Origin of the sequence: Acidovorax soli (assembly GCF_014207955.1) — a bacterium.
Classification (GTDB): Bacteria; Pseudomonadota; Gammaproteobacteria; order Burkholderiales; family Burkholderiaceae_C; genus Acidovorax; species Acidovorax soli_A.
Genome location: NZ_JACHLK010000023.1, coordinates 1 through 11,859, shown reverse-complemented (window position 1 = coordinate 11,859; position 11,859 = coordinate 1). Strand labels below are relative to the sequence as shown.

The 11,859-nt window shown below is 69.7% G+C and carries 13 protein-coding genes; 3 read left to right on the top strand and 10 right to left on the bottom strand.

Going from position 1 to position 11,859, the window contains the following annotated elements:
• Positions 1 to 13 precede the first annotated feature (13 nt).
• A complete protein-coding gene (locus tag HNP48_RS32205) occupies positions 14 to 490 on the top strand; it encodes a GyrI-like domain-containing protein (protein ID WP_184865130.1) in 477 nt (158 codons plus the stop codon).
• A gap of 17 nt (positions 491 to 507) precedes the next feature.
• Here HNP48_RS32205 and HNP48_RS32200 read toward each other — a convergent pair whose 3' ends face one another.
• The 6 genes from HNP48_RS32200 to HNP48_RS32175 all read right to left on the bottom strand — a co-directional run bounded on the left by HNP48_RS32200 (position 508) and on the right by HNP48_RS32175 (position 6,826).
• Positions 508 to 1,389, bottom strand: coding sequence for an NAD(P)H-binding protein (locus HNP48_RS32200; protein ID WP_184865128.1), 882 nt, complete (start codon positions 1,387 to 1,389; stop codon positions 508 to 510).
• A gap of 73 nt (positions 1,390 to 1,462) precedes the next feature.
• Positions 1,463 to 2,386: a helix-turn-helix domain-containing protein gene (locus HNP48_RS32195; protein ID WP_260420458.1), complete on the bottom strand. Its 924-nt coding sequence runs from the start codon at positions 2,384 to 2,386 to the stop codon at positions 1,463 to 1,465.
• 37 nt (positions 2,387 to 2,423) lie between these two features.
• On the bottom strand, positions 2,424 to 3,473 hold the full coding sequence (locus HNP48_RS32190; RefSeq protein ID WP_184865126.1) for a hypothetical protein: 1,050 nt from the start codon (positions 3,471 to 3,473) through the stop codon (positions 2,424 to 2,426).
• Between the two features lie 156 nt (positions 3,474 to 3,629).
• Entirely contained in the window at positions 3,630 to 4,184 is a 555-nt protein-coding gene (locus tag HNP48_RS32185) for a hypothetical protein (RefSeq protein WP_184865124.1), read from the bottom strand.
• Between the two features lie 99 nt (positions 4,185 to 4,283).
• The gene (locus HNP48_RS32180) at positions 4,284 to 5,279 is read right to left on the bottom strand and encodes a tripartite tricarboxylate transporter substrate binding protein (protein WP_184865122.1); all 996 of its coding nucleotides are present in this window, start codon (positions 5,277 to 5,279) and stop codon (positions 4,284 to 4,286) included.
• Positions 5,280 to 5,350: 71 nt separating this feature from the next.
• On the bottom strand, positions 5,351 to 6,826 hold the full coding sequence (locus tag HNP48_RS32175) for an amidase (RefSeq protein ID WP_184865120.1): 1,476 nt from the start codon (positions 6,824 to 6,826) through the stop codon (positions 5,351 to 5,353).
• Positions 6,827 to 6,942: 116 nt separating this feature from the next.
• On the opposite strand from HNP48_RS32175, the gene HNP48_RS32170 reads away from it, so the two are divergent.
• Positions 6,943 to 7,860, top strand: coding sequence for a LysR family transcriptional regulator (locus HNP48_RS32170; protein WP_184865118.1), 918 nt, complete (start codon positions 6,943 to 6,945; stop codon positions 7,858 to 7,860).
• Here the strand turns inward: HNP48_RS32170 and HNP48_RS35575 are convergent.
• From HNP48_RS35575 to HNP48_RS32155, 4 genes are read right to left on the bottom strand one after another with little or no spacing between them, the layout of a single operon-like run.
• On the bottom strand, positions 7,857 to 8,552 hold the full coding sequence (locus HNP48_RS35575; RefSeq protein ID WP_260420457.1) for a RimK family alpha-L-glutamate ligase: 696 nt from the start codon (positions 8,550 to 8,552) through the stop codon (positions 7,857 to 7,859). The two genes, HNP48_RS32170 and HNP48_RS35575, sit on opposite strands and share 4 nt — an antisense overlap.
• Positions 8,444 to 9,367, bottom strand: coding sequence for a RimK-like ATPgrasp N-terminal domain-containing protein (locus tag HNP48_RS35570; RefSeq protein ID WP_311773880.1), 924 nt, complete (start codon positions 9,365 to 9,367; stop codon positions 8,444 to 8,446). Before HNP48_RS35570 ends, HNP48_RS35575 begins: the two co-directional genes overlap by 109 nt.
• Positions 9,349 to 10,563 carry a GNAT family N-acetyltransferase/peptidase C39 family protein gene (locus HNP48_RS32160; protein WP_184865116.1) on the bottom strand — a complete coding sequence of 405 codons (1,215 nt, stop codon included), beginning with the start codon at positions 10,561 to 10,563 and terminating at the stop codon, positions 9,349 to 9,351. The genes HNP48_RS35570 and HNP48_RS32160 overlap by 19 nt, the downstream gene beginning before the upstream one ends.
• The gene (locus tag HNP48_RS32155) at positions 10,551 to 10,895 is read right to left on the bottom strand and encodes a hypothetical protein (RefSeq protein WP_184865114.1); all 345 of its coding nucleotides are present in this window, start codon (positions 10,893 to 10,895) and stop codon (positions 10,551 to 10,553) included. The genes HNP48_RS32160 and HNP48_RS32155 overlap by 13 nt, the downstream gene beginning before the upstream one ends.
• 192 nt (positions 10,896 to 11,087) lie before the next feature.
• On the opposite strand from HNP48_RS32155, the gene nth reads away from it, so the two are divergent.
• A complete protein-coding gene (nth, locus tag HNP48_RS32150; protein WP_184865112.1) occupies positions 11,088 to 11,726 on the top strand; it encodes an endonuclease III in 639 nt (212 codons plus the stop codon).
• The last annotated feature ends 133 nt before the right edge of the window (positions 11,727 to 11,859 follow it).

The following is an 11,859-nucleotide window of genomic DNA, read 5'->3' as shown; positions in this document are numbered from 1 at the left end:
GGAGACCTGTGCCATGCCCCTGGAAATCCGCCAGTTGCCGAAGATGCGCCTCGCCTACATGCGCCACACGGGCCCCTACGGCCCGGCCCTGGGCCAGCTGTGGGAGCGCTTTGGCCAGTGGTGCGCCGAGCACCGCCTGAGCGAGCCCCGCCCCAGGTTCTACGGCCTGAGCCTGGACGACCCGGCCTGCACGCCGCCCGAGCAATGCCGCTACGACGCCTGCGTGCAGGTCGGCGTGGGCCTGCGCACGGGGCCTGATGCCCAGGTGCAGGACTTTGCGGGCGGCGACTACCTGTGCCAGCGCTTTCACGGCACCGGCGCCGAGATCGGCGCGGCCTGGGCCGCCCTGGGTGCACCAGGGCAGTTGCCCGAAGGCTGGGAATTCGATGCACGGCCCGCCGTGGAGGTCTACGACGAGGACTTTGCGGTGGACCCGAAGACGGGGGCGTTTGCCTGCTGGCTGTATGCGGCGGTGCGCAAACACGCCTGAGCCGCCTGCGCGGGCCATCAACGCCCGGGAACCAGCGGCCGCAGCGCCTGGACCAGGCTGGTGGTGCCTTGGCGCACCTCGCCCCCACCGGGCTCGACGTCGATGAGCCCGCCTCGCTGGTGGGCGTCGTAGATGCCCACCAGCAGGCGGACCATGCTCTCGCTCGCGATGCGGACAAAACGATCCATCCACTGCGCGCGGGGGATGGCCTGGGCGGTGACGCTGCGCCCGAGCAGTTCGCCCAGGGCGGCAGCCACATCGCTCGCGGCGTAGCGGCGCGGCCCTTCGGCGTGGACGGCGCGCACGCCGGTTTCCACACCTGGGCTCTGCAGCAGCAGGTCCGCCGCGATGCGGCCCACATCCTGCGCCGATACCGTGGGGAAAGGCCTGTCGATCTGCTGGTGGAAGGTCGGCAGGACACCCGTGGCCGCAGCCACCGGAATCAGGCCACGCCAGCCTTCCATGTGCTCGGCCGAGCGCAGGAACACCTTGGGCATCGGCAGTGGGCACAGGCGCTCCTCGAAGCCGTGGAACACGCTGGGCATGCCGATGTCTTCGGTGACATGCGCGCCGTAGTCGGAGATCGCCAGCACCAGGCCGGGGCGCGCCTGCTCCAGCGCCCTTGCCATGCTGTCGATGGAGCGGCGCATGTCGCCCACCGCATCGGGCGCCTGGGGTGTGGTCGGGCAGATGAGCTGCACAGCCTGGGCGCCCGCGAGCGCCCGGCCCAGGGCCTCGGGGTCCTGCAGGTCGGCCAGCGCGACCTCGCAGCCGATGGCGGCCAGCCGGGGCGCCTTGGCCGCGTCGCGCAGCACCGCCCGGACCGGCAGGCCGGCCTCGCGCAGGGCCAGTGAGGTGGAATAGCCGACTTTTCCAGCGGCTCCTACTATTGCGAACATGGATTTATTCCTTGCATCAAAGATGGGCAAGGATGCCGCCGCACGCCGCCGCCGTCGCGCAGATTCAGACCGCCTATGGCAGTTTCGGGCCGATTTCGCGCGCCTGGCGGGCGATGTCGCCGGGCGTGTGGCCCAGCAGGCGGCGCATGGTGGAGGCCATGTGGCTCTGGTGCGCGAAGCCCGCCGCAGCCGCGACCTCGCTCGCCGGCATGGCCGTGGTGGTGAGCAAGGCCCGGGCATGTTCGACCCGGCGGCGGATGACGTACTGGTGCACCGGCATGCCGGTGCTGTTGCGGAAGAGGGTCTTGAGGCGCGTGGCGCTGAGGCCGGCCACCTGCGCCAGATCGGCCAGGTGCAGCCTGCGGTCCAGGTGGCTTTCGATGAATTCGGTGAGGCGGCGCAGTTGCCGTGCCGGCATGGTCGGCACCGTGCGGCCTGGGGGCTCCAGGCTGCTGCCCACGGCGGTCTCGATCAGCCGCACGGCCAGGGCATTGGCCAGCAGGTCGATGTACAGCGGGTCGGCGGGCAGCTCTGCCTCCAGATCGGCCTTGACGGCCCAGCCGATGGCCTCGATGCGCGTGTCGCGCAGCTGCAGCCGGGGCACCAGTTGCGCCCTGGTGGCCGGCAGTCCGAGGTCCTGCGCCACCTGCTCGACCAGCGCGGGCTGGAGGCCCAGGCGCAGGATGCGGCAGTCGGCATCGTCCTCCCAGGAGCCGCCCACGCCGGCGGGCACCACGTCGATGTCCCCGGGCTTCTGCACTCGGCGCATGCGCTGGCCACCGCATTCGCAATCGGCATGCACGGGTGGGCCGAAATGCATGCCCAGGCTGTGCATCTCACCGCCCGGCACCTGCACCCGGCCCCGGGGAATGTGCACGAAATCGGCGCGCAGCCCGGTCCACGCCCGGGTGGCACTGGTCAGCAGGATCTGCGGCGTCGGGGAAGAAGAAGATGAAGCCATGGCAAACGGGGCGGGGCTGGGGGTGCCGAACAGCATACTCCCCTGCCCCGTCTCCCCCCGTCCCCCCCGGGGCTCACCTCCACTGCTGCGCGAAGAACCCTGCGACCTGGTTTTCCAGCTCGGGCTGGTAGGCGACCCGGTCGAAGCCCGGCGGGTTGGCTGCGGCATCGCCCGCCTCCGAGGGCAGCGGCATCGAGGGCTGGGCCATGAAGGCGAAGTGCCCTGCCCCGGCCACCGTGCTGGCCTGCGCCTTGGGCATGTGGGCGGCCACGCGGCCGCCGTGGTACTTGCCGACCAGCACGGTATCGCGCTCGGCCACGATGACACGCACTGGCACGGTGACAGCCGCCAGGCTCTCGGGGGTGAAGACCACGGCCAGGGGTGCGAGGGCCACAATGGCCCGGATGCGCTGGTCGGGCACGGCGACACGCTGCGCGTCGCGGCCCGGAGCGTCTGCAGGCACGGCCAGGGCGGACGGAAGCGGGCCCGTGGCAGGCAGCTTGCCCAGGGAGCAGAACATGGGGTCGTCCTGCACGCTGCGGCAGTGCTGGGCGGCACGCTGGGGTTCGGCCTCAGCCCCGGCCAGCGCCAGCACGGTGTAGCCACCGGCGGAATGGCCTACCGCGCCGATGCGGCCGGCCGGGATGCGGCTGCCCCACTCAGGGCTGGCCAGCAGGGCATCGAGCACGCGGCTGACCTGGCGCGGGCGCTCGCTGAAGTAGCGGCCCGAGGTGACCATGGAGCGGTCTTCCCAGTTGTCGCCCGGGTGGCGCAGGGCCGCGACCAGGTAGCCGTCCCGGGCCAGGCGCGTGGCCAGGTTGTGGTGGCCCACTTCGGAGCCGCCCGTGCCGTGCGAGATCAGCACCAGGCCCTTGAGCGGCGCCTGGGCAGCGGGTGCGCCGGGTGCCACCACCGGCTGCCAGGGGCCCATGGGCAGGGCACGGGCCGGCGCCGCGGTGGGGTAGAACAACGCGACCTGGATGGGGGTGTCGCCGGGAACGGTGAGCGTGCGGTAGCCCGCCTGTTGTCCTTGTTCCTGTGGCTGTGTGGTTTGCGCGCCGGCCTGGCCAGCCAGGCCCAGCAGGGCGGCGGCGGCAAGCGTCTGGAACAGCAGGTTCATCATGGTGTGTGCCTCAGTGGTTGGACCGCGAAAGCAGCGGCATGGACGGCACTGTAGGCAGGCCGGCTGGCCCGGCACACCGGCTTGCGACGAAATGCCGGTGGGTGTCGCCAAACAGCCTACCGAAAGCGCCAACGGCGACCAAATCAGACCGCAGGCTCAGCGCGCCACTGGCGATTCGCCCTGTACCCGTTCACCGTACTCGCGTGCCAGCGCGTCCCGGTCACGCAGCGCCTGCGCGTCTGCCCCATCACGGGCCAAGCGCTGCTCGATGGCGTCGAGCTTGGCCCGGTAGGCTGACAGTTCCTGGATGTTTCCACTCACGGAGCAGGCGCTCGTGGTGTAGCCTTTGGCCGCGCTGCCATGCGCATACACGAGCATGAGATCCCCGAGGTAAGGCCGCCAGCCACAGTTGCTGCCATTGCCTTCGATGTAGTCCACCTCCACCCGGCCCTCGGGCTCGCCCTTCCAGAGTCTGGTCACGCGGAATGTCGCACGCATGAACCCGTTGGATCGCGAATTTCCGGGCAGTGCACCGTCGCCCGGGGCCTCGGCAGCCACCGCCGGCTGGATATTGACGGCCTTTCCCTCGAAGATGAGCTGGGCTGCACCGATGCGCTCCTTGTCGGTCGTCAGGGGGCACGAACATGCCGCAGCCTGCAAAGGCAGGCAGGCCAGCAGGGCCAGGAGCGAAAAAGGGAGGAAATGGCGCATGGAAGATTCCGGTGATGCAAGCATTCTGCACCGATCCCCCCAGCGAGCCCAGCTAACTCAGTGCCCTCACCCGCCAGGCCAACGCCGGCATCCCGGCGCTCAATCGCCCCGGATATCCGCCCGCGCCGCCACGGCGCGCATTGCCGGCAGTTCGCGCTCGATGCGCGTGCGCAGGCCATCGGCGTTGGACCAGGAGGGGGTCATGCCGATGTCCACCAGCTTCTTCTTGAACTCGGCCGAGGCCATGGTGTCGGCCAGGGCCTTTTCCAGCCTGGACGTCACGGGCGCGGGCAATCCTGCAGGACCGACGAAGGCGAACCACGAGCCCATGTCGAAGCCCGGGTAGCCGCTCTCGGCCACGGTGGGCACATTCGGCAGCAGCGCCAGGCGCTGCGCGCCCAGGGCGACGATGGGCTTGATCTTGCCGGCCTTGATCAGCGGGGTGGAAGCCACCACCGTATCGACCGCGAACTGCACCTGCCCGCCCATCAGCGCCGTGAGGTTGGGCGCGCTGCCGTTGAAGGGCACGTGCAGCATCTTCATGCCGGTGGTGGACTTGAGCACCTCGCCGCCGAAGTGCACGGACGAGCCCGTGCCGTAGGAGCCGTACGAGAACTTCTCGGGCGCAGCCTTCGTCTGGGCAATCACGTCCTTGAGCGTGGCACCCGGCGTGTCGTTGTGGGCCACCAGCAGCAGGCCCATGTCGGCCACCAGGCCCAGTTGCGTGAAGCTGCGCACGGGGTCGTAGGGCAGGTTGCTGCGGATGGCCGGGTTCAGCGTGAAGGTGGTGTTGGCGCCCAGCAGCAGGGTGTAGCCATCGGCCGGCGCCTTGGCGACGATGGAGGCCCCCACCACGGTACCGGCACCGGCGCGGTTCTCCACCACCATGGGCTGGCCCAGGCGCTCGCCCAGGGCGGTGGCCAGCAGGCGGCCCAGGATGTCGGTGGCGCCGCCGGGTGCGAACGGCACGATGAGCTTGATGGGGCGGTCGGGATAGACCTGTTGTTGCTGCTGGGCCCACGCCACGGCAGGCACCGCCAGAACGGCCGCAGCGGCCACCAGACACGACAGGAAACGGGAACGCGGCACGGGCATGGAAAACATCTCCAGGGCAGGGAAAAGCGCCGCGAACGAACGCAGGCGACGGTGAAAATCGGCGGGAAGGCTCAGGACAGCAAGGGGCTGTGCACGCGCGAGTAGCCGCTGGCCAGGTCGTACGCGTGGCCGATCTGCAGCACGGCCGCGTCGGACTGCACGGGGCCGATGATCTGCAGGCCGGCCGGCAGGCCCTCGGGCCCGAAGCCTGCGGGCGCGGCCAGCGCGGGCAGCCCGGCCATGGTGGCGGGCACCACGGTCTCCATCCAGCGGTGGTAGGTGTCCATGCGGCGCCCGGCCACCTCGTGCGGCCAGTCCAGGCTGGCGTCGAAAGGGAACACCTGGGCGGCGGGCAGCACCAGAAAATCGAAGCGCGTGAACAACCCGCGCAGTGCCTGGTACCAGGCGGTGCGCACGCGCGCCGCGTCGTAGACCTGCATGGCCGTGAGCGCCAGGCCGCGCTGGATTTCCCACACCGCCTCGGGCTTGAGCTGGCCGCGCTTGGCCGCATCGTGGTACAGGGCTGCGTTGGCCCCCGCCACGTTGAAACTGCGCAGGTCGAGCCAGGCCTTCCACAGCTGGTCCAGGTCGAAATCGACCACGGCCTTCTCCACCGTGCAGCCCACAGCGCGGAAATGGCCAAGTGCCTTCTCGCAGGTGGTGTACAGGCCCGGATCGGTGGGCAGGTAGCCGCCCAGGTCGCCCAGCCAGCCGATGCGTGTGCCCTGGAAGTCGCGCTCCAGCGGCTGGCCAAAAGCGGCCACATCTTCGCTGCGGCGCGTGAGCGGCAGGCGCGCGTCAAAGCCGGCCTGCACCGACAGCAGCAGCGCCAGGTCGGGGATGTTGCGCGCCATGGGCCCGGTCACGCTGAACTGCTGGAAGAACACCTCCTCCGACGGGCCGTGTGGCACCAGCCCGGGCGAGGTGCGCAGGCCGTACACGTTGTTGAACGCGGCCGGCGTGCGCAGCGAGCCCATCATGTCCGAGCCATCGGCCACGGGCAGCATGTGCAGGGCCACGGCCACACCCGCGCCGCCGCTGCTGCCGCCGGCCGAGCGCGCCGGATCGAAGGCATTGCGCGTGGTGCCATACACCGGGTTGTAGGTGTGGCCGCCCAGGCCGAATTCGGGCGAATTGCTGCGGCCGATGAAGAGTGCCCCGCTGGCGCGCATGCGCTCGAACACCACGGCATCGGTGCCCGTGACCTGGCCGGCAAAGATCGGTGAGCCACGCGTGGTGACCATGCCCGCGGCGGGCGCGATGTCCTTGGGCGCCTGGGGCATGCCGTGCAGCGGGCCCAGGCTCTGGCCGCGTGCCAGTTGCACATCGCGCTCGGCGGCCTGGCTGCGCAGGGCATCGCGGTCGGCCATGGCCACCAGGGCGTTGACCACGGGGTTCAGGCGGTCTACCTGGGCCAGGTAGGCGTCGAGCACCTCCACGCACGAGACCTCGCGCGCATGGATGGCGCGCGACAGGGCCGTGGCCGTATGGGCCACGATGCCACTGGGGGCGGCGCCCGTGGCGGAGGGGGTGGAGAAGTCGGGCATGGGCTGCAGACGCTATGTGTCGGAGGTAAGCCAGCATAAGCAGGCCGCCGGTTTTCTACAATCGGCGATTTCAGACACTATCGTTGCGTTTTACGCAAATCAAAAGAAAGGGTGCCATGCTTTCCAGCCGACTGCAGGACACGGCCCTGCGCTATTTCCTGGAAGTGGTGCGCAGCGGCTCGGTGAGCGAGGCGGCCGCGCGCCTGAGCGTGTCGCCCTCGGCCGTGAGCCGGCAGGTGGCGGCGCTCGAAGACCTGCTGGGCGTGCCCCTGTTCGACCGGCGCCCGCGCGGCATGGTGCCCAGCGCGGCCGGCGAACTGCTTGCGGCCCATGCGCGGCGCGGCGCGCTGGAGGCCGACCGCGTGGTGGCCGACATAGAGGCGCTGCAGGGCCTGCACACCGGGCTGGTACAGCTGTGCAGCTCGGCCGGCTTTGCCATCGAGTTTTTGCCGCGCGTGATGGCGCAGTTCCGCACGCAGTACCCGGGCATCCAGTTCCGCGTGCGCGTGGCCAGCCCTGCGGCGGTGACCACGGCCGTGCTCAACGGCGACGCCGACATCGGGCTGACCTACAGCCGCACGGCCGAGCGCGACATCACGGTGCAGCACCGCGAGGCCTCGCCGGTCATCGCCATCATGCGGCCCGACCACCCGCTGGCACGCCATGCCTCGGTCACGCTGGCGCAAATGCACCCCTACCCCATCGCCCTGCCCGAGCGCGACAACACCGTGCGCCAGCTGTTCGACATCGGCTGCAGCCAGCGTGGCCTGGTGTTCGAGCCGGTGCTGGTGTGCAACCACTTCGAGACCCTGACCCACTTCGTGCTGCACGGCGGCGGGCTGTCGATCTCGGGCGAGGTCACGGTGCGCGACCGCGTGCGCCGCGGCGAACTGCATGCCGCCCAGATCCGCGAGCGCGGCATGAGCGCCCGCGCAGTGGAAGTGCAGACGCTGAGCGGCCGCACCCTGCCCGCGGCGGCGCGCATGTTCCTCGAGTTCCTGCGCGCCCAGTTGGTGGAGCGCCCGGTGGGCTAAGCGCCAGCAGGCAGTGGGGTCGGGCTGCCCGACGCCCCCTGGGAGCGCCGCTCCATGCGGCCCAGCAGGTGCCCGAGCAGGCTGCGGTACACGGCATCGCCGCCAATGGCGTCCTCCACGCCCACATCGAGGTTGGGGTTGTCGTTGATCTCGATCACATGGGCGCCGCCGGCATTGCACTTGAGGTCCACGCCGTAGAAGCCCTCGCCCACCAGGCGCGCCGCAGCGGTGGCGGCGGCCAGCACCTGGGCCGGTACGTCGAGCAGGGCCACGGCCTGGGTGCGGCCTTCGGTGAACTGGCCGTTGTCGCCGTGCTGCAGGATCTGCCAGTGCCCGTCGCACATGAAGTACTTGGCGGCAAACAGGGGGTGGCCACCCACCATGCCGATGCGCCAGTCGAAGTCGGTGTACATGTACTCCTGCACCAGGATGATCTCCGACTCCCTGAGCATCGCGCGCGCGATCTCCTGCAACTGCGCGGGGGTGTCGGCCCGCTTCACGCTGCGGCTGAACGAGCCGTCGGGCACCTTGACCACCACCGGAAAGCCCAGGCCCTGCGGCAGCTCGCACACGGTACGGCGGCTCACCATGTGCGTGCGCGGCGTGGCGATGCCGTGGCCGCGCAGCAGCTCGGCCAGGTAGGCCTTGTTGGTGCAGCGCAGGATGGAGACCGGGTCGTCGATGACGGGCATGCCCTCCGCGGCGGCGCGCTTGGCGAACTGGAAGGTGTGGTGGTTGACGGCCGTGGTCTCGCGGATGAACAGCGCATCGAACTGCGCCAGGCGCGAAAATCCTTCTTCTCGATCAGCTCGGCCGCGATGCCCATGCTGTCGCCAATGGCGACCAGCTTGCCCAGCGTGGCCGCGCTCGAGGGCGGCAGCGGGTCATCGGGGTCGTGCAGGATGGCCAGGTCCATGCGCGGCGCTGCCACGGGCGGCACGGGGCGCCAGCTGCGCCGCGTGAAGTGGCCCAGCGCTTCGGTGAAGACCTCGTCGCGGTGGGCGTCCACATCGCGCGGATCCAGTGCCTGCAGGGCTGCCACATGCCAGCCCTGCGGGGCATCGCAGCGCTCGATGGCGATCTCCAGCAGCGGGCAGCGGAATAGCTCGAAACTCCTGCGGGCCAGGGCCGCGAATTCAGCGTCTTCGGTGCGGCCGAAGAAGACCTGCAGCGTGAGCGTGCTGATGGAGCGCGGTATGCCGGGCAGCGGGCCGACGAGCCGGTCCAGCACCGCGATGGACGCCGCCCGCGCCTTGCCGCGCGCCAGGCCCAGGATGGCCTCCACACCCGGCGTCACGCGGTCACCGCGCGCCTCGGCCAGCAGTGAGCAGTAATAGCCTGTGCCCAGGTAGCTGTAGCTGCGGCACAGGTTGGTGACCTTGCGCACCCGGCTGCGCGCCTGGGGGCCTTCGGCAATGAACTCCTCGGCGGTGACGATCTTCACGCCAGGGTCGCTCCAGCGGAAGTCGGAGCGCTTTTCAACCACGATCACATGTTCTGAGGACACGGGGGAACTTCTTTCTTGCGGGCAATGATGACGGCCGCCGTCCGGCGGCGGCGCCCGTAGCGGGCGATTTTTCGGAACTCGGCCAGGCTCAGCGACAGGCCGCCGTCGCTCTCGCCCGAGCGGTTCATGGGGTCGAGCACGCGGAACACCGCGCCATCGAATCCGATGATGGCCACCCAGTGCGGCGCCTTTTCGCGGTGCAGCCGCCACAGGCTGATGAGCACGATGGGGATATGGCCCAGGCGCAACTGCTCGATCACGCCCTCGGCGGACACCGGCAGCGCAAAGATGGGCACGCCATGCGCCACCAGCTCGGCCTGGAAGTCGTCTTCCACGCGCTGTATCACGCGCTTCTTGTGTGGCTCGCGCACGCTGTCCATGAACAGCGAGGAGCCCGCTGCGGCATACACGGACACATCGAAGCCGCGGTGCAGCGCCGCACAGGCCAGGCCGAAAGGCCCGCAGCCACCATGGCCCGCCGCCATGAACACAGTGGTGGCCTCGCGCCACAGCCGTATCTCGGCCGCCTGGTCCATCACGGTGGCCGGGTCGAGCGCCGACATGGCGATCAGCAGCGCACAGGGGCCGCAGGTGAAGTCCAGCGTCTGACCATAGTGGCGCGCGCTGCGCAGCACCGGGTGCGCGCCCTGGCTGGTGCCGTCGAACAGGTCTTTCTGGAAACAGATGGCATCCACGCCGTCTTCGTAGTAGGCACTCTTGCGGCCCGAGGGCACGAAGCCGAAGCGCCGGAACAGGCCGTGGGCGCCAGCGTTGTCCACCCGGCTCTCCAGCCGCAGCGTGGCGCAGCCTGCGCGCCGGGCCTGGGCCTGCGCCTCGGCCAGCAGGCGGGCGGCCAGCCCGCCACGGCGCGCCGACGGTGCCACGGCAATCGAGTAGACGCGCGCCACCGAGGTGCCCCGGCGCAGCAGCACCACGCAGGCGCCCATCAGCGCCCGCCGTTCTGTCCCTGCAGGATCGCGCGCCACCAGAACACGGGCCGAGGGACTGCGCAGCAGGCGGCGCCAGTTGGCCAGGGCGATCCTGTCGCCCGGGAACGAAACACTTTCCAGCGCACCGAGCGCAGCAACATCCTCCAGCGTGCCCAGTCCAATGGGGCAGGTGGAGCCGCTGCAGGCCAGCGGGGCGGGAACGGCGGCAAGCACAGGCGCTTTGGCTGCGCTGTTCAATGCACGCATGGCGAACCCGCAGCACCAGCCCCAGGCCCGACCCGGCCGAACTCGGCCTGCGGCATGCCCGCGGTGAGCAGGCCCATGCATGCAGACAGCTCGCTGCGGTGCAGGTTGATGTGGGCACAGATGCCGTGGCGCGCCGCCGCATCGACGCCAATGCAATAGCCCACCAGGCGATCCCCCAGGATGCGGTGCAGGGCCCGCCGCGCCTGGGGAATGTCGGTGCCGGGCAGGCGCAGCGCAAGAACCACCAGCCCATCGGCGTCGGCCCCCGGCACCGTGCGTGGAACCACGCGATGAAGAAGAAGCGCCACCATGGAGGGATCGGGGTACTGCATGCTTGGGCCTGCACCGGCGGACCGAAGGTCCTTGGAACCTGCAGCAGGCAACAACGGGTTGGACATGGCTTGCAGTCTAGGCAGCAGGGTATAAATTCGGCGTAAAGAATCGCGCTGCGGCCATCAAATCGGCATGCAGAGCGCGTGCGGGACAATGCAGGTGCATACCCGCAAAAAAGCACCCCGTCCACGATGAAAACCGAGCAGATCGAACCCTTCTTCGCCGCCCTCAAGGCCGCCAACCCCATGCCCAACACGGAGCTGGAATACACCACCCCGTTCGAGCTGCTGGCCGCCGTGCTGCTCTCGGCCCAGGCCACCGACGTGGGTGTGAACAAGGCCACGCGCCGGCTGTTCCCAGTGGCGGGCACACCACAGGCCATCCTGGACCTGGGCCTGGAGGGGCTGGAGGGCTACATCAAGACCATCGGCCTGTACCGCACCAAGGCCAAGAACCTGATGGAGACCTGCCGCATCCTGGTGGAGCAGCATGGCAGCGTGGTGCCGCGCACGCGCGAGGAGCTGGAGGCCCTGCCGGGCGTGGGCCGCAAGACGGCCAACGTGGTGCTCAATGTCGCCTTCGGCCAGCCGACGATGGCGGTGGATACGCACATCTTTCGCGTGAGCAACCGCACGGGGCTGGCGCCTGGCAAGGATCCGCTGGCGGTGGAGTTGCAGTTGATGAAGCGGGTGCCGGAGGCCTATGCGGTGGATTCGCACCACTGGCTGATCTTGCTCGGGCGGTATGTGTGCCAGGCGCGCAAGCCGCGGTGTTGGGAGTGTGTGGTGCCGCAGTATTGTGATTTTGAGCCGAAGACTCCGGCGGCTTGATTTCGGGTATTGGGCGTTGGTTGCTTCTGTGCTTGTTTTAAGGGCGGGAGCCGGGATGTGCGCCCGGCGGCGCACCTACCTTCTTTTGCTTCGTCAAAAGAAGGTAGGCCAAGAAAAGACGACCCCGCTGCCC